The organism is Pseudomonas sp. H3_A02 (assembly GCF_054671965.1).
In genome coordinates this window covers 4788096-4804045 of the sequence record NZ_CP162807.1, presented here as the reverse complement: position 1 = coordinate 4804045, position 15950 = coordinate 4788096, and the positions used below count along the sequence as shown (strand labels likewise).

The following is a 15950-nucleotide window of genomic DNA, read 5'->3' as shown; positions in this document are numbered from 1 at the left end:
GAGGTGCTCATGTCGGCTTCCCGTGTCTTGATCGCCTGCTGGATGACGCTGGCTGTGCTGAGCACCGGCACCGTCGCCCTGGGCCAGGTCGCTGCCAGCGGGTTGGTGTCCATTGCCATCCTGGCGGTCGCGGTGACCAAGGCCTGGCTGATCGCCGACGGTTTCATGGAACTGCGCCATGCGCCGCGGTTGTGGCGGCGGTTGGTGTTGAGTTGGGCGATGGTGCTCGCGATTGCAATCTCATTCACGCTCTGATTCCCGACGCAATCCCCTGTGGCGAGGGAGCTTGCTCCCGCTGGGCTGTGAAGCAGCCCCAACAGCAACACTCAATCCATCTGACACACCGCGTCAGCAGGTTTTAGGGTCGCTTCGCAACCCAGCGGGAGCAAGCTCCCTCGCCACAACAGCTCACCTGGCTTTCGGGCGGTGTTGGAACAACCCAGCAAAACACAAAAGCTCACCTGGCTTTTGGGCAGCGCTGGAACAACCCAGCAAAACCATCGGAGATTCTTGATCGCCATCAAGCGGTTTCAGACCCCTCGCTTCCTAAAATGGTCACGCCAAGCAATGAGGAAGTGACCATGTCAGATACCTTCACCAAAGGCATGGCCAGGAATATTTACTTCGGGGGAAGCATCTTCTTCTTTCTGATATTCCTGGCCCTGACCTACCACACGGAACAGACCTTTCCCGAACGCAGCAACCAGGCGCAATTGACGGAGTCGGTGATACGCGGCAAGGGCGTCTGGGAGCGCAACAATTGCATCGGTTGCCATACCCTGCTGGGCGAGGGCGCGTATTTTGCGCCGGAGCTGGGCAACGTCGTGAACCGGCGCGGTGGCGACGAGGCCTTCAAGCCGTTCCTGCAGGCCTGGATGAAAATGCAACCGCTGAACGTGCCGGGTCGTCGGGCCATGCCGCAGTTCAACCTGAGCGAGCAGGAAGTCGACGACATCGCCGAGTTCCTCAAGTGGAGCTCGAAAATCAACACCAATGGCTGGCCGCCAAACAAGGAGGGCTGAGAGATGAGCATGGCTAATCCGCATCTGAAATTCGCCTCACAGGCCGTCGCCAAACCCTACTTCGTGTTTGCCCTGATGTTGTTCCTCGGGCAGGTGCTGTTCGGTTTGATCATGGGCTTGCAATACGTGGTCGGCGACTTCCTGTTCCCGCTGATTCCGTTCAACGTGGCCCGCATGGTCCACACCAACCTGCTGATCGTCTGGCTGCTGTTCGGCTTCATGGGCGCGGCGTATTACCTGATACCGGAGGAGGCCGACCGCGAACTGCACAGCCCGAAACTGGCGCTGGTGTTGTTCTGGGTATTTGCCGCCGCAGGCGTGGCGACAATCCTGGGTTACCTCTCGGTGCCTTATGCGACGCTGGCGAAGTTCACCGGCAACGACCTGCTGCCGACCATGGGCCGCGAATTCCTGGAGCAGCCGACCATCACCAAAATGGGCATCGTGGTGGTGTGCCTGGGCTTTCTCTACAACATCGGCATGACCCTGCTCAAAGGTCGCAAGACCACGGTCAGCATGGTGATGATGACCGGGCTGATCGGTCTGGCGGTGTTCTTCCTGTTCTCCTTCTACAACCCGGAAAACCTCGCCCGCGACAAGTTCTACTGGTGGTGGGTGGTGCATCTTTGGGTGGAAGGCGTCTGGGAACTGATCATGGGGTCGATGCTTGCCTTCGTTCTGATCAAGATCACCGGTGTGGACCGCGAAGTGGTTGAAAAATGGCTCTACGTGATCATCGCCATGGCGCTGATCACCGGGATCATCGGCACCGGCCACCACTTCTTCTGGATCGGCGCGCCTGAGGTCTGGTTGTGGGTCGGCTCGATCTTCTCCGCGCTGGAACCGCTGCCGTTCCTGGCGATGGTGGTCTTCGCCTTCAGCATGGTGAAAAACCGTCGTCGGCAGCATCCGAACCGCGCCGCCACGCTATGGGCCAAGGGCACTACGGTCACCGCGTTCTTTGGCGCGGGCGTCTGGGGTTTCTTGCACACCCTGGCGCCAGTCAACTACTACACCCACGGTTCGCAACTGACCGCGGCCCACGGTCACCTGGCCTTCTACGGTGCTTACGCAATGATCGTGATGACGCTGATCAGCTACGCCATGCCACGCTTGCGCGGCTTGGGTGAAGCGGCGGACGAGCGCTCCCAGCGGTTGGAGATCTGGGGCTTCTGGTTGATGACCTTGTCGATGGTGATGATCACCTTGTTCCTCACCGCAGCTGGTGTGGTCCAGGTCTGGTTGCAGCGGTGGATGGAGGATGGCAGTGCCTTGCCGTTCATGGCGACGATGGATCATTTGAAACCGCTGTTCTGGGCACGACTGGTCAGCGGCGTCGGGTTCCTGGCCGGGCTGCTCTGCTACCTGTTCAGCTTCCGTCAACGTGGCCGTGCGGCCCTGCGTGCACCGGCGGCGGTGGTGCCTTCGTAACACACCACAATTGTTAATCCGGACCCATTTGTGGCGAGGGGATTTATGTGGAGCAAGGCTTGCCCGCGATGGGGGCGATGCAGTCTTTCAGAGATCAAGGCGCCTGTTTCGCGAGCAAGCTTTGCTCCCACACAAATCCCCTCGCCACAATGGGCTCGGCTTAAGAGGAAATAACCATGGCATTCACCCTGGAGCTGGAAGAATGGGTCGGCAGTGTCTGGCACCGTTTTATCACCCGCCGGGCCAGTGCCGATTTTCCGGAGGCTCGGGTCGAGCTGGTCCCCCGGCACCGTGCGCTGCAGGTGCTGTTTCGCGCCACCGGCGGTGCGCGTCACCTGGGGGTGGAAGCGGTCAGCGACCGCGACCTGTTGCTGCGTCGCAACCTGTTGCAGCAGATCGCCGGCACCTGCAAGCAAGTGCCTTTGGCCTGGTGCGATGGCGATAACCTGCGCCTGCCGGCGAGCCTGGCGGCGTTCCCCGATATCGAGCTCAACCAAGAACTGTACCGCTGGCTGGCGTTGCTGGCCGCGCAGTCGGGACCGATGAAGCACTGGGGGCGAGACAATCAGCGCTGGACCCTGGCCGTGCTGAAGCGCTACCCGGCGCTGCGCCCTCGCTACCGGCGGCTGGTGGACGCGCACCTGTCCCTGCGTCCCGACCCGGCCACGCTCAACCCGGGCGAAGCCGCCCTGGAGCGGGTGTTGTGCCAAGCCTTGCGCGAACCGGGCAGTGTCGAACATTTTCCCCGCAGCGAACGGGCCGCCTGGCCGTTGCCGCTGTGGCTCTACCCACCCCAACACCTGGCCAATCCCCAGGCCGCCAACCTCGAAGAGTCCGAGCAATACCTGGCCACGCCGTCCGGCGAGCAACAGGGCGGGCGCAAGCGCGCCGAGCGAATCGATGACAGCAGCCGTGACGGTGGGCTGCTGATCGTGCGCCTGGAAAACCTGTTCAGTTGGACCGAACACGTGGACCTGGATCGCTGGGCGGATGACAGCGAAGACCCGGACGCCGCTCGCGTCGCCGAGGACCTGGATCAGTTGACCTTGTCGCGCACCCGCGTGCGCAAGGGCGGTGGCTTGAAACTGCACCTGGACCTGCCTCCGGCCGATGTGGATGACATCCCGTTGGGCGCGGGCATCCTGTTGCCGGAATGGGATTACCGCAAGCAACGCCTGCAAGACGACTTCGTCAGTCTGCAAACCTTTACCCCCCGCGATTGCCAGCCCCAGCCGTTGCCCGCACGCCTGCGAAGCTCGGCCCAGCGCCTGCGTCGCCAGTTCGAACACTTGCGCAACGATCGCCAATGGTTGCGCCAGCAAACCCAAGGTTCGGAGCTGGATCTGCAAGCCTGGCTGGACTTTCATGTCGAGCGCCAGCACGGCCAGTGCAGCGAACGCGGCCTGTTCATGGACCAGCGCCAGACCCGCCGCGACCTGGCCTGCCTGCTGCTGGCCGACTTGTCGATGTCCACCGATGCCCACCTCAACGACGAGCACCGGGTGATCGATGTGATCCGCGACAGCCTGTTGCTGTTCGGCGAAACCCTGTCGGTGCTGGGGGATGATTTCGCTTTGTACGGGTTCTCTTCCCTGCGCCGCCAGCAGGTGCGCATGCATGAGCTCAAGGCCTTCAACCAGCGTTACGACGATCACACCCGCGGACGCATCCAGGGCCTCAAGCCCGGTTACTACACGCGCATGGGCGCAGCGATTCGCCAGGCCACGCAACGGTTGGCGGGCTGCAGGCGGCGGCGCAAATTGTTGTTGCTGCTCAGTGACGGCAAGCCCAATGACCTGGACCTTTACGAGGGACGCTACGGTGTGGAAGACACCCGCCAGGCGGTGCTTGAGGCGCGACGCGAAGGGTTGACGCCGTTCTGCATTACCATCGATCGCGAAGCGGGGGATTACCTGCCGTACATGTTCGGGGCCAACGGCTACACCTTGATTCGCCAGCCCGAGCAACTGCCGCTGCGTCTACCGCAGTTGTACCGGCAGTTGACTCAGGATTGAGGGTTCAGACGATGCTGCGAGGCAGCCAGAAGAACATGACGATGCAGAAGACCGTCAGCCCGACACAGAACCAACTGAAGCGCCGCAGCCGACGTTCACCGGCCAATGCAGCCTCGGCCGGCAGGGGCATGCCGCACTGGCGGCATTCGGTGGTATCGACAGGGTTGGCTCTTTGGCAATACAGGCAAGTGGGCTGCGCGCTCATTCGAATTGCTCCAGGCGCAGGCGATCGAGAATGGCGATCTGGCGACCGTCCTGGGTGATGATTTTTTCATCGATCAGGCGCCGGATGATCCGCGAAAAGGTTTCCGGCTGGATCGACAGGTGCCCGGCGATCAACTGCTTGGCCATCGGCAGTTCGAACTGGCTGTCGACGGTTTGCAGGCGCACCAGTTGCGTCAGCAGGTAGCGCACCACGCGGTGAGTGGCGTTTTTCAGTGACAGGGTTTCAATTTCGTTGACCCGTTGGTGCAGGCGCACGCAGAGCTTGCCGAGCAGGGCGAAGGTCAGCCGGCTGTTGCTTTGCAGCAGGCGCATGTAGGTGGCGTTGGACAGCCGATACAACTGGGTCGGACCGACGGCTTCGGCGGACGCGACGTAGTTGGGCGTGTCCATCAGCATCATGGCTTCGGCGAAGGTCTGGCGCTCGCCGATCACCTCGAAGACTTTTTCCTGGCCGTCCGGGGTCAGCCGGTAGATTTTCACCGCCCCGGAAATCACGAAGTAAAACGCCTGCGCCGGTTCTCCCTGGCGGAACAACGGGTCGCCCTTGTCGATGCTCAGCAACTGGCTGTTGCTCATCAATTCGTCGAGCTGTTCTTCGTTCAAGGGCTCGAACAGATGATGGCTGCGCAGAATCTGGTGATGGACACGGTGGAGCACCATGGCATGGATCCTTGTAGTGGCGAAAGAAGTGAGCGGGGTCAGACCAGGCTCAGGGACAGGCCGCTGGCAAGCGCCAGGACGCAGGTGAGCACGACGAACCAGGTAAGCGGCAGAACGACGGATTTCATGGATGACCCCGGCAACAAAGGTAATGCCGTGCCTGAGCAAGAGCCGGGCCAGGCCCGGGTGCTTTGATTCGTGGGGCGTTGGGGCTGGTGAGGGTAGAAATGACCCTGGCGCAATAGGGTTAAAACGACCATGACAGGGTCATAAATACCCCGTTCGACTACAGTCCCTGTGGAAGCACAATGCTGTACACAAAAAAAGTGATGGACCTGTGGCGAGGGAGCTTGCTCCCGCTCGGCTGCGAAGCAGTCGTAAACCGGCGGGTGCGGAGTGTCTGATGCTCCGCATTTGGCGGGTTTAGGGGCCGCTTCGCGGCCCAGCGGGAGCAAGCTCCCTCGCCACGGGTTTATCGAATGCCTTAAGTGAGCTCCCACAATGACCCAGTTCGGCAAGCCCCTTGCAAGTGCCTGTTCGAGGCGGGAGGTTGCCGATGCGCTGGCTTGATCTGAGACAAGGCCTGCTGGCGTCGATAGCCGATCATTCGAACCCTGGTTTGTCGTACCTCGCTGACGGTTTGGCGAGGCAAAGGAGTGATGTATGCAAGTGCTTGACCGTCGCAAGGCCATGGCCATCGCGCCGCTGTGGCGCCTGGCGTTTCGGCCGTTCTTTCTGGCCGGTTGCGTGCTGGCGCTGCTGGCCATTCCCTTTTGGCTCGCGGCGTTTACCGGGCGCTTGTCGACCTGGCAGCCGGCCGGCGGCTGGTTGGCCTGGCACCGACATGAATTGTTGTTCGGCTTCGGCCTGGCGATCATCGCCGGGTTCCTGCTGACGGCGGTGCAAACCTGGACCGGCACCCCGGGGCTCAGTGGCAAGCGCTTGGCCGCGCTGGCGTCGCTGTGGCTCGGCGCGCGGCTGGCCTGGCTGGTCGATGCGCCCTGGCCGTTGCTGACGCTGCTGGAGTTGGGTTTTGCCCTGGCGGTCGCTGTGTTGATGGGCGTGACGTTGTGGCGTGTGCGGCAGAAGCGCAATTACCCGATTGTCCTGGTATTGCTGTTGTTGGCCGCCGCCGATGGGTTATCCGTGTATGGCCTGGTGCAGCACAACGAAGGCTTGCAGCGCCAGAGCGTGCTCACCGGCCTGTGGCTGGTGGCGGCGATGATGGGGTTGATCGGCGGGCGCGTGATTCCATTCTTTACCCAGCGCGGCCTTGGGCGGGTCGAGGGCGTGGCCCCTTGGCCGTGGCTCGATCGCTTGTTGCTGGCGGGTGCGGCGCTGGTGGCGTTGTTATATGCCTTCGGTCCGGCGCTGGTGGCCAGCGCCTGGGTCGGCCTGTTGTTCGCCGCGTTGGCGGTGGGCCACGGGATTCGACTGGTGCGTTGGCACGATCGGGACTTGTGGCGGGTGCCGCTGCTGTGGTCGTTGCACCTGGCCTACGCTTGGCTGGCGGTGGCTTGCCTGGGCATGGCGCTGTGGCACTTCGGGATGCCGGTGAACCCGAGCCTGGCGGTGCACAGCCTGACCATCGGTGCCATGGCCGGTTTGATCCTGGCGATGATTGCCCGCGTCAGCCTGGGCCATACCGGGCGAGCCCTGGAGCCACCGGCGGGCATGACCCTGGCCTTTATCCTGCTGAACCTGGCGTGCCTGAGTCGTGTGCTGTTGGTGCTGCTGTTGCCGCTGGTTGGGCTGTGGCTGGCGGCGCTGTGTTGGACATTGGCGTTCGGCCTCTATGCTTGGCGTTATGGCCCGATGCTGTTGCAGACCCGGGTGGATGGGCATCCGGGATGAGTCGATGGGGCGGAGGGGATCGATGATGTACGGGGTCTTGCTGGTCACGCACCTGTTGGCGGCGATCGCCTTCATTGGCACGCTGTTTTTTGAGGTGTTCATCTGGCATGCCGCCCGCCGGCCTTTGACGCAGATCGTCAGGGAAGGCGCTGATCAGGCGATTGCCCAGCGCTCGCGGCATGTACTGCATGGCGTGGTGCTGGTGTTGTACGGCGCCGGCCTGGCCCTGGCCTGGCAACATCGCGGCGCATTGAGCCAGCCGTTGAGCAACAGCTTCGGCCTGCTGCTGAGCCTGAAGATCCTGCTGGCGCTGAGCATCGTCGGGCACTATGTGTGGCTGGCGTACTGGCTCAAGCGCGGCTGCCTGACACCCAGCCGCGCCTGCTGGCTGCGGCGCAGTATCCTGGGGCACATGGTACTGATCGTGGTGTTGGCGAAGGCCATGTTCTATTGGCAGTTTTGAGCAAGAGGGTGAAAGCCAGCACTTGATTCATGGGGGTTGCAAAACAGGCTGGACACCACCAATCCCCTGTGGGAGCGAGCTTGCTCGCGATGGCGTCGGATCAGTCAGTATTGAGTTTTCTGATCCACCGCTATCGCGAGCAAGCTCGCTCCCACAAGGGGTATGCAGTGCTTGATGGTCAGCGAGCGGGCTTCATCGCATTGACGAACAACACATTGTTTTCCAGGTGGATGTGCTGCATCAGGTCGTCGCGAAACTCCACCAGCCCGCGGTACAGGGCGCGCCAGGTGTTGCAGGCGTCGGAGGGCGGGGTGATCTGGTCGGTCAGGGCGAGCATGGTTTCCAGGGCTTCACCGTGCTGGTCGTGTTCATAGCGCAGGACCTGGATCGGCGCCGAGGCCCGTTCGCCCAGGCCCTGCTGCAGCATCGGGAACAGCACCTGTTCTTCCTTGAGCATGTGGCCTTCGAGTTCCTGATACATGTCCTGCAAGTGATCGGCCAGGCCGTTGGGGCAACTGGCCCGGGCACCATGGACCTGTTCGACGCGCCGGGCCAGGCGGATCAATTCCGGCAGTTGTTCGCGGTGGCGCGCGTGGTAGCGTTCCAGGATGTGGGCGATCAACAGCGCCTGGGGCTCGTCGCGCCAGTCATGGCCCAGTTCCCCGGCGGCTTGCAAGGTGCTGAGGGCATCGGCGATCAGCAGCGGGTTGAGGCCTTTGCCCAGCGCGGCTTCGCGCAAGGATTTTTGCCCACCGCAGCAGAAGTCGAGGTTGTAATGATGGAAGGTGCGGGTCGCACCGGGAATGTCGCAGGCCAGTTGGCCCAGGCTTTGTTCCAGCAGGTCGAGGCTCATCATGCTTCCTTGGGTTGAATCCCGGGGAGGGACAGATGAGCACTCTCTTTGCAGCCGGCGTGCCAAATGTAACTGACTGAAAACTAAGCCTTAAATTTTTTACAGGGTGATTGTCACCCTGACTGTGAAGGGTCAAACGAACCCTGGAGGGTCATCACTACCATGCTGCGTGAAAGCCTGGCCGCCGACCTGATCGTCGAGCTGCCCAATGCGGTGCGATTGCAGCGCCTGGTGCAGACCCTGCGCGAATACTTCAACAGTGGCGCCGTGGGGTTGCTGCGTCTGGACGACGACAGCCTCAGGCCCGTGGCCACAGTGGGTCTGGTCCACGAGGCGCTGGGACGACGCTTCGTGATTGCCCAGCACCCGCGCCTGGCGGCGATCATGGCCTCGCGCGAACCCACCTGGTTCGAACCGGACAGTCGTTTGCCGGATCCTTATGACGGCTTGCTCGACAACCACGTCGGTGAACCCCTGCCGGTGCATGACTGCATGGGCGTGAGCCTGTACGTGGAAGGCCGGCTCTGGGGTGCGATCACCCTGGATGCGTTGCACGCCGGCACCTTCGACAGCCGCGCCCGGGAGGAACTCAAGCGCTGCACGCTGCAGATCGAGGCGGCGGTGAGGGTCACTCGACTTGAACAGGAAAACCGTAGCCTGCGGGCATCGCGCAGCGACCAGACCGACCTGCGCTTGCCAGCCGAGGAGGGCGAGATCCTTGGGCGCAGCGAAGGTTTGCAGCAATTGCTCAACGAGCTGGATGTGCTGGCCGACTCCGAATTGCCGGTGCTATTGCTGGGGGAAACCGGTGTGGGCAAGGAGCTGTTCGCCCGCCGCCTGCATCGCTTGTCCCGGCGCGGTCACAAGCCGCTGGTCCAGGTCAACTGCGCAGCATTGCCCGAGTCCCTGGCCGAAAGCGAGTTGTTCGGCCACGTCAAAGGTGCGTTCTCCGGGGCGACCACCGACCGCGCCGGGCGTTTCGATGCGGCCAATGGCGGCACGCTGTTTCTCGATGAGGTCGGTGAGTTGCCGTTGAGTGTGCAGGCCAAGTTGCTGCGCACCCTGCAGAACGGTGAGATCCAGCGCTTGGGGGCGGACAAGCCGTTGCACGTCGATGTGCGGATCATCGCCGCCACCAACCGGCACTTGCCCGACAGCATTCGCGACGGGCTGTTTCGCGCCGACCTGTACCACCGGCTTTCGGTCTACCCGGTGCCGATCCCGCCGCTGCGTGAGCGTGGCCACGATGTGTTGATGCTGGCCGGACACTTTCTCGAACTGAACCGCACACGCCTGGGCTTGCGCGGCTTGCGCCTGTCACCGGCGGCCGAACAGGCGTTGTTGGCGTACAGTTGGCCCGGCAATGTACGGGAGCTGGAGCACGTGATCAGTCGCGCGGCGTTAAAGCAACTGAGCCGCGGTGCCAGTCGCAGCCTGATCATGACCCTGGAGCCGCAGGTGCTGGACCTGGACGTCAACGCTAACACCGCCACGGCCCATGCGTTGCTGGAGGCGCCCCCGGAGGCGCTCGATGCACCGATCCAGCCGTTGAGCGAAGCCGTCGATGGTTGTCAGCGACAGGCGATCCTCAACGCCCTGGAGCGTTGCGGGCAGAACTGGGCGGGGGCGGCGCGGTTGTTGGAGGTGGATCCGAGCAACTTGCATAAGCTGGCGCGGCGGTTGGGGCTTAAGTAGCCGTTGATCTGTTAGACCGCGTTGCCTTCATCGCGAGCAAGCTCGCTCCCACAGGTGATCTGCTGTGTTCACAAGTCCCCTGTGGGAGCGAGCTTGCTCGCGATAGCGCCCTTCAATTCACCACAAGAACCGGCATTGACGACGATCAAGGCCCGGCAACCCGGCCGACTCCACACTGGCCCAAACCCATTGTGGAGATCACCCTCATGCCCCTTTCCCTAGCCAAAATGCGCCGCCAGTACACCCTCAATGGACTGGATGAAGCCCAGGCACCCGACGATCCCATGGCTTTGTTCACGCTCTGGATGCAACAGGCCCGCGACACCGAAAGTCCACCCGTGGAAGCCAACGCCATGGCCCTGGCGACGATGGACGAACAGGGTCGGCCTCATTGTCGGATCTTGTTGCTCAAGGGCTTCGACGCCCAGGGTTTTTCGTTTTTCGGCAACTACGACAGTGCCAAGGGCCAGGATCTGGCGGCCAATCCCAGGGCGGCCATGACATTTTTCTGGCCGGGGCTGGAGCGGCAAGTGCGCATCGAAGGGCCGGTCCACAAACTCGATCCAGCGCTGTCGGATGCCTACTTCGAGTCCCGTTCCGTAGGCAGTCGCCTGGGTGCCTGGGCGTCGCCACAAAGTCGCCCTCTGGCGGATCGGGCCGCGCTGGAAATCTTGCTGGCGCAGACTGAACAACGCTTCGCCGATCAGCCCGTGCGGCGTCCCGACCATTGGGGCGGCTATTGCCTGCGGCCCGAACGCCTGGAGTTCTGGCAGGGCCGCGCCGACCGTTTGCACGATCGGCTCGACTACCGTCTGCAAGACGGCTCCTGGCAACGTAGTCGCCTGGCACCCTGAATGGATGCCTTTGTAGGAGCTGCCGAAGGCTGCGATCTTTTGATCTTTCGCTTGAGACTCAAGTGGCCCTGGAAAGATCGCAGCCTCGCTACGCTCGGCAGCTCCTACGGGAATAGGATCGTTCTTGCATGGGGTGCCAAGGGAGGTACCTCCAAGGAGGAATAGGCCGGGCAACGATTGCGGTTCAGGCTGGGCCATCTTTTCTGACAGGACGGCTGATCATGGCCCATCTGACGCAACGCCTCTTTCAACCGCTGAACATCGCGGTCCTTACCATTAGCGATACTCGAACCTTCGACACCGACACCTCGGGCCAGACCCTGGCGGATCTGCTGCAAACCGCTGGGCACGTGCTCATCGACCGTGGGCTGGTGAAGGACGATATCTACCAGATCCGTGCCCAGGTCTCCCAATGGATCGCCGACCCCAAGGTGCAGGTGGTGCTGATGACCGGCGGCACCGGTTTTACCCCGCGCGACAACACGCCCCAAGCGGTGGCGCCGTTGCTGGACAAACAGGTGGACGGTTTCGGCGAATTGTTCCGCCAGGTGTCGCTGGCTGAGATCGGCATGTCCACCCTGCAATCCCGCGCTTTGGCGGGCATGAGCAATGGCGTGCTGGTGTGCTGCTTGCCGGGTTCGCCGGGCGCTTGTCGGACCGGTTGGGAGCAGATCCTGGCGGGGCAATTGGACAGCCGCACCGGCCCGTGCAATTTCACCCCGCATCTCAAGCCCCAGGACGGCATCGCCCCGACGGCGTGCGAGACGCGCTCGTGAGCGGCCGGGTATGCGACAGCGGCGTGCTGATGCCGGTGGATGAAGCGATCCGGCATCTGCTCGACCAGGCACCGCCGCCACCGCCCGTGCAACGAGTCGGCCTTGATCAAGCCCTGGCGCGGGTGTTGGCCTCCGATATCGTGTGCCCGATGAACCTGCCGGCCTGGGACAACAGCGCGATGGACGGCTATGCCCTGCGGGCCGCTGACCTGCCGGTTGATGGCGGCTACCTGGCGTTGGTCGGGCGCATCGCCGCCGGTGACGGGCCGGGCGAACCGTTGCAGGCCGGGCAGGTCGTGCGGATTTTTACCGGCGCGCCGCTGCCTCCGGGGGCCGACACGGTGGTGCCACAGGAAAGCTGCCAGGTCGACGGCGAGCGAGTTTGGCTGCCATCGGTCAACAGCGGTGACCATGTTCGCAAGGAAGGCGAAGAGCTGCGTCGAGGTGATCGGCTGCTCGAAGCGGGCACGCGTCTGCGCGCCCAGGAACTGGGTTTGCTCGCCGGTGCCGGCGTCCCTCAGGTGGACGTCTATCGCCCCTTGCAAGTGGGCTTGCTCAGCAGCGGCAATGAGCTGCGCGAACCGGGCGAGCCACTGGCGCCAGGGCAGATCTACAACAGCAATCGCCATAGCCTCGCCGCGCTGTTGCGTGGCTGGGGTGTTGAGGTGCATGACTTCGGGGTCATGCCCGACCAGTTATCGGCCAGTCGACAAGCGTTGCGCCTGGCCGCGGCCGAATGTGATGTGCTGATCTCATCGGGCGGTGTCTCGGTGGGCGAAGAGGACCACCTCAAGCAAGCCATCGAAGCCCTGGGCAGCATCGACCTCTGGCGCCTGGCGATCCAGCCGGGCAAGCCCCTGGCCTTTGGCGATGTGGCGGGAAAACCTTGGATCGGGCTGCCGGGTAATCCGTCGGCGGCGTTGATTACGGCGCTGATCGTCGTGCGGCCGTTCCTGTTCCGGGCCCAGGGCATGGACAAGGTCCTGCCGGTGCCGTTGCAACTCCCGGCCGGGTTCGACTGGCTCAAGCGCAACCGACGTCGACAGTACCTGCGCGCCAGATTGGTTGCGGATGCCAACGGTCACCTGTGCGTGGAGCTGCACCCGCAGCAAAGTTCGGCAATGCTGACGGCCGCGTGCTGGGCCGATGGGCTGGCGGTGGTGGAGTGTGAGGCGCAACTGCACAAGCACGACAAGGTGCTGTACCTGCCATTCTCCGACCTGATGCATTGACGGCAATTGATTGCCGTCAAGGTCGCTGGCCGAGGGCTGGCTAGACTGGCGGCGCCCTTAGTTTCCTCACGAGGATGCCCCATGCAACTGGTTTGCCCGGCAGGGAATCTGCCTGCCCTCAAAGCGGCGGTGCGCCAAGGCGCCGATGCCGTCTATGTCGGCTTTCGCGATGACACCAATGCCCGGCATTTCGCCGGGCTGAACATGGACGACAAACAGTTCGACGCGGCTGTCGCGCATATCCGCCAGCACCAACGCAAACTGTACGTGGCGGTCAATACTTACCCGCAACCCAAGGGCTGGGAGCGCTGGCAACGGGCCGTGGACCGTGCCGCCGATTTCGGCGTGGATGCCCTGATTGCCGCCGACCCCGGCGTGCTCAGCTACGCCCGCCAGCGCCATCCACAACTGGCGCTGCACCTGTCGGTACAAGGCTCGGCCACCCACGCGGCGGCCCTGGCTTTTTATGCAGAGCGCTATGACATCCGCCGCGCCGTGCTGCCACGCGTACTGTCCCTGGCCCAGGTGCGGCAGGTGGCGGCGGGCAGCCCGGTGCCGATCGAAGTCTTCGGCTTCGGCAGCCTGTGCATCATGGCCGAGGGCCGTTGCCACTTGTCTTCCTACATCACCGGCGAGTCGCCGAACCTGTGCGGCGTCTGCTCGCCCGCCAAGGCCGTACGCTGGAGCGAGGACGCCCAAGGCCTCAGTGCACGCCTGAGCGAGGTGCTGATCGACCGCTACACCCCCGAAGAGCCGGCCGGTTATCCGACCCTGTGCAAAGGCCGCTTCCTGGTGGGCGGCAAGCGCTTCCATGCGCTGGAAGAGCCCACCAGCCTCGACACCCTCGACCTGCTGCCGGAACTGACGGCCATCGGCGTCGAAGCGGTGAAGATCGAAGGCCGCCAACGCAGCCCGGCCTACGTTGAACAAGTGACCCGGGTCTGGCGCGCCGCGCTGGACGCCCATCAGGCCGCGCCGCAACGGTTCCGGGTGCGGGAAGAATGGCGCCAGGTGCTGGCCGGTTTGTCCGAAGGCAGCCAGACCACCCTGGGTGCCTACCATCGATCATGGCAATGAAGGAGGCCAGATGAAGCTCAGCCTGGGACCGGTCCTGTTTTACTGGGACAAAGCGCAACTGGGGAATTTCTACGCCGAGATGTCGGCCTTGCCGCTGGACGTGATTTACCTGGGAGAAACCGTGTGCTCGAAACGCCGGGCGTTCTCCCTGGATCAGTGGTTGGGGTTGGCGCGCGAGCTGCAAGCGTGCAGCCAGGCACAGATTGTGTTGTCGAGCCTGACGCTGATCGAAGCGGCCTCGGAGCTGTCTTCCCTGCGACGCCTGTGTGACAACGGTCAATTGTTGGTGGAAGCCAACGACATGGGCGCGGTGCAGTTCCTCGCCGAACGCAAGCTGCCCTTTGTCGGCGGTCCGGCGCTGAACCTGTACAACGGCCATGCCCTGGGGCAATTGCTCGATAGCGGCATGATCCGCTGGGTGCCACCGGTGGAATGTTCGGCGGCGTTGATCGGTGATGTGCTGGAGCAGGTTCGGGAGATGGGCCGCAAGGTGCCCGAAGTGGAGATTTTTTCCTATGGTCATCTGCCCTTGGCGTACTCGGCGCGCTGCTTTACCGCCCGAGCCGAAAACCGACCCAAGGACGACTGCCAGTTCTGTTGCATCAACTACCCCGACGGCCTGGCGTTGAGCAGTCAGGAAGGCCAACAGTTGTTCACCCTCAACGGCATCCAGACGATGTCCGGCGAGGTGACGAATCTGCTGGCCGATTACAACGCGCTGCTGGCTTGCGGCGCCGACGTACTGCGCCTGAGCCCGCGGGCCCAGGGCATGACCGAGGTGGTCACGGCCTTTGACAAGGTTCGCCAGGGCGAGGCACCGCCGCTGTTCGTGGAGGGTTGCAATGGTTACTGGCACGGTCATGCCGGCATGTTGAAGGTAGAGGAGGCGGGCCTGTGTTGAGTCCGAAGAAATGGCTGCTCAAAGGTGCCGACCGTTTGCTGCCGCTGGTGGGCAAGGTGCCGTTCGTGGTGCAGCGGCTGACGTTGCAGCAGGCGCTCAATCGCTGCCTGGCCGAGCCGTTGCGCGATGGCGGGTTCGAGGTGCTGCGTGGGCGTTGGTTGTGCCTGCGCGTGCCTGACCTGAAGTTGTGCTGGTACCTGACCCTGGCACGGGATGGATTGCGCATCGTCGAGCGCGCTGAGGCTCAGGTCACCATCAGCGGTAACTGGCGTGAGTTTCTGTTGTTGGCCAGTCGTCAGGAAGACCCGGATACGTTGTTTTTTCGTCGGCGGTTGGTGATTGAGGGGGATACTGAGTTGGGGTTGGCGTTGAAGAATTTGATCGACAGTCTTGATCCGGAGGTATTGCCCGTTTGGTTGTGGCGCAATCTGGAGCGGGCAGGCAAGGGGTTGGCGACGGTCTGATGAAAGCCCCGAGTGTGTTGCCTCTGGTGTATTCGTGTTCCGGTTGTTCCAATGTGGCGCAACTGGCCAATACCGTTGCGTTGCGGCTGGATCGTGCGGGCCTGGCTGAGATGTCTTGCATTGTCGGGGTGGGTGGGGGTGTGCCGCCGCTGGTTGACAAGGCGCGGTCGGGGCGGCGGATCATTGCGTTGGATGGGTGTCCGTTGCAGTGTGTCCAGGCGTGTTTGCGGCAGCATGATTTGGTGGCGGATGTGCATGTGATTCTGAACCAGCTGGGTTTGCGCAAGCGGTTTGGGGTGGATTGCGGTGAGCGCGATATGGAGTTGGTGTTTTCGCGGGTGGTTGCGTTGGTTGATGTGGGTTAGGGGTGGGTGAATATCCATTTCTTCGGTAACGGCGGCTTATGGTTCCGCCCTGACGGCGGGTCA

The 15950-nt window shown here is 63.0% G+C and carries 17 protein-coding genes; 14 read left to right on the top strand and 3 right to left on the bottom strand.

From position 1 onward, the window contains the following. Window positions 1-9 precede the first annotated feature (9 nt). From AB4N80_RS21075 to AB4N80_RS21060, 4 genes are all read left to right on the top strand, one after another. Complete coding sequence (locus AB4N80_RS21075) at window positions 10-255, top strand: cytochrome C oxidase subunit IV family protein (protein WP_122566480.1); 246 nt, start codon at window positions 10-12, stop codon at window positions 253-255. A gap of 326 nt (window positions 256-581) precedes the next feature. Continuing rightward, window positions 582-1022, top strand: coding sequence for a c-type cytochrome (locus AB4N80_RS21070; RefSeq protein ID WP_003202495.1), 441 nt, complete (start codon window positions 582-584; stop codon window positions 1020-1022). Between the two features lie 3 nt (window positions 1023-1025). Then, window positions 1026-2453, top strand: coding sequence for a cbb3-type cytochrome c oxidase subunit I (locus AB4N80_RS21065; protein ID WP_305470809.1), 1428 nt, complete (start codon window positions 1026-1028; stop codon window positions 2451-2453). A 176-nt stretch (window positions 2454-2629) separates the two neighbouring features. Continuing rightward, window positions 2630-4468 carry a nitric oxide reductase activation protein NorD gene (locus AB4N80_RS21060; protein WP_122566482.1) on the top strand — a complete coding sequence of 613 codons (1839 nt, stop codon included), beginning with the start codon at window positions 2630-2632 and terminating at the stop codon, window positions 4466-4468. Window positions 4469-4472: 4 nt separating this feature from the next. On the opposite strand, the gene AB4N80_RS21055 is transcribed toward AB4N80_RS21060, so the two are convergent. Together AB4N80_RS21055 and AB4N80_RS21050 are read right to left on the bottom strand one after the other, a co-directional pair. After that, window positions 4473-4673, bottom strand: a complete 201-nt coding sequence (locus tag AB4N80_RS21055) for a protein DnrP (protein ID WP_305492265.1) — start codon at window positions 4671-4673, stop codon at window positions 4473-4475. Further along, complete coding sequence (locus AB4N80_RS21050; protein WP_060742081.1) at window positions 4670-5353, bottom strand: Crp/Fnr family transcriptional regulator; 684 nt, start codon at window positions 5351-5353, stop codon at window positions 4670-4672. The genes AB4N80_RS21055 and AB4N80_RS21050 overlap by 4 nt, the downstream gene beginning before the upstream one ends. Window positions 5354-6016: 663 nt before the next feature. Here AB4N80_RS21050 and AB4N80_RS21045 point away from each other — a divergent pair. Continuing rightward, window positions 6017-7207: an NnrS family protein gene (locus tag AB4N80_RS21045; RefSeq protein WP_460078625.1), complete on the top strand. Its 1191-nt coding sequence runs from the start codon at window positions 6017-6019 to the stop codon at window positions 7205-7207. Between the two features lie 25 nt (window positions 7208-7232). Beyond that, the gene (locus tag AB4N80_RS21040) at window positions 7233-7670 is read left to right on the top strand and encodes a hypothetical protein (RefSeq protein ID WP_305471196.1); all 438 of its coding nucleotides are present in this window, start codon (window positions 7233-7235) and stop codon (window positions 7668-7670) included. Window positions 7671-7848: 178 nt separating this feature from the next. Here the strand turns inward: AB4N80_RS21040 and ytfE are convergent, their stop codons facing one another. Further along, window positions 7849-8523: an iron-sulfur cluster repair protein YtfE gene (ytfE, locus tag AB4N80_RS21035; protein ID WP_122566485.1), complete on the bottom strand. Its 675-nt coding sequence runs from the start codon at window positions 8521-8523 to the stop codon at window positions 7849-7851. A 162-nt stretch (window positions 8524-8685) separates the two neighbouring features. On the opposite strand from ytfE, the gene norR reads away from it, so the two are divergent. From norR to AB4N80_RS20995, 8 genes are all read left to right on the top strand, one after another. Beyond that, complete coding sequence (gene norR / locus AB4N80_RS21030; protein WP_305481461.1) at window positions 8686-10218, top strand: nitric oxide reductase transcriptional regulator NorR; 1533 nt, start codon at window positions 8686-8688, stop codon at window positions 10216-10218. Window positions 10219-10424: 206 nt separating this feature from the next. After that, a complete protein-coding gene (gene pdxH / locus AB4N80_RS21025) occupies window positions 10425-11072 on the top strand; it encodes a pyridoxamine 5'-phosphate oxidase (RefSeq protein ID WP_460078622.1) in 648 nt (215 codons plus the stop codon). 221 nt (window positions 11073-11293) lie between these two features. Continuing rightward, the gene (gene moaB / locus AB4N80_RS21020) at window positions 11294-11848 is read left to right on the top strand and encodes a molybdenum cofactor biosynthesis protein B (protein WP_018613453.1); all 555 of its coding nucleotides are present in this window, start codon (window positions 11294-11296) and stop codon (window positions 11846-11848) included. Continuing rightward, complete coding sequence (locus AB4N80_RS21015) at window positions 11845-13080, top strand: molybdopterin molybdotransferase MoeA (protein ID WP_460078618.1); 1236 nt, start codon at window positions 11845-11847, stop codon at window positions 13078-13080. The genes moaB and AB4N80_RS21015 overlap by 4 nt, the downstream gene beginning before the upstream one ends. Before the next feature lie 81 nt (window positions 13081-13161). Beyond that, entirely contained in the window at window positions 13162-14157 is a 996-nt protein-coding gene (gene ubiU, locus AB4N80_RS21010; RefSeq protein WP_460078615.1) for a ubiquinone anaerobic biosynthesis protein UbiU, read from the top strand. Window positions 14158-14167: 10 nt separating this feature from the next. Then, complete coding sequence (locus tag AB4N80_RS21005) at window positions 14168-15058, top strand: U32 family peptidase (protein ID WP_305492269.1); 891 nt, start codon at window positions 14168-14170, stop codon at window positions 15056-15058. Next, window positions 15052-15522, top strand: coding sequence for a ubiquinone anaerobic biosynthesis accessory factor UbiT (ubiT, locus tag AB4N80_RS21000; RefSeq protein ID WP_354339166.1), 471 nt, complete (start codon window positions 15052-15054; stop codon window positions 15520-15522). The genes AB4N80_RS21005 and ubiT overlap by 7 nt, the downstream gene beginning before the upstream one ends. Then, window positions 15522-15887: a putative zinc-binding protein gene (locus AB4N80_RS20995; RefSeq protein WP_122566493.1), complete on the top strand. Its 366-nt coding sequence runs from the start codon at window positions 15522-15524 to the stop codon at window positions 15885-15887. The genes ubiT and AB4N80_RS20995 overlap by 1 nt, the downstream gene beginning before the upstream one ends. Window positions 15888-15950: the final 63 nt, after the last annotated feature.

Excerpts from the sequence above, each read along its gene's own strand:
- AB4N80_RS21075 (WP_122566480.1), top strand. The coding sequence starts at position 10 with ATGTCGGCTTCCCGTGTCTTGATCGCCTGCTGGATGACGCTGGCTGTG.
- AB4N80_RS21070 (WP_003202495.1), top strand. The coding sequence starts at position 582 with ATGTCAGATACCTTCACCAAAGGCATGGCCAGGAATATTTACTTCGGG.
- AB4N80_RS21065 (WP_305470809.1), top strand. The coding sequence starts at position 1,026 with ATGAGCATGGCTAATCCGCATCTGAAATTCGCCTCACAGGCCGTCGCC.
- AB4N80_RS21060 (WP_122566482.1), top strand. The coding sequence starts at position 2,630 with ATGGCATTCACCCTGGAGCTGGAAGAATGGGTCGGCAGTGTCTGGCAC.
- AB4N80_RS21055 (WP_305492265.1), bottom strand. The coding sequence starts at position 4,673 with ATGAGCGCGCAGCCCACTTGCCTGTATTGCCAAAGAGCCAACCCTGTC.
- AB4N80_RS21050 (WP_060742081.1), bottom strand. The coding sequence starts at position 5,353 with ATGGTGCTCCACCGTGTCCATCACCAGATTCTGCGCAGCCATCATCTG.
- AB4N80_RS21045 (WP_460078625.1), top strand. The coding sequence starts at position 6,017 with ATGCAAGTGCTTGACCGTCGCAAGGCCATGGCCATCGCGCCGCTGTGG.
- AB4N80_RS21040 (WP_305471196.1), top strand. The coding sequence starts at position 7,233 with ATGTACGGGGTCTTGCTGGTCACGCACCTGTTGGCGGCGATCGCCTTC.
- ytfE (WP_122566485.1), bottom strand. The coding sequence starts at position 8,523 with ATGAGCCTCGACCTGCTGGAACAAAGCCTGGGCCAACTGGCCTGCGAC.
- norR (WP_305481461.1), top strand. The coding sequence starts at position 8,686 with ATGCTGCGTGAAAGCCTGGCCGCCGACCTGATCGTCGAGCTGCCCAAT.
- pdxH (WP_460078622.1), top strand. The coding sequence starts at position 10,425 with ATGCCCCTTTCCCTAGCCAAAATGCGCCGCCAGTACACCCTCAATGGA.
- moaB (WP_018613453.1), top strand. The coding sequence starts at position 11,294 with ATGGCCCATCTGACGCAACGCCTCTTTCAACCGCTGAACATCGCGGTC.
- ubiU (WP_460078615.1), top strand. The coding sequence starts at position 13,162 with ATGCAACTGGTTTGCCCGGCAGGGAATCTGCCTGCCCTCAAAGCGGCG.
- AB4N80_RS21005 (WP_305492269.1), top strand. The coding sequence starts at position 14,168 with ATGAAGCTCAGCCTGGGACCGGTCCTGTTTTACTGGGACAAAGCGCAA.
- AB4N80_RS20995 (WP_122566493.1), top strand. The coding sequence starts at position 15,522 with ATGAAAGCCCCGAGTGTGTTGCCTCTGGTGTATTCGTGTTCCGGTTGT.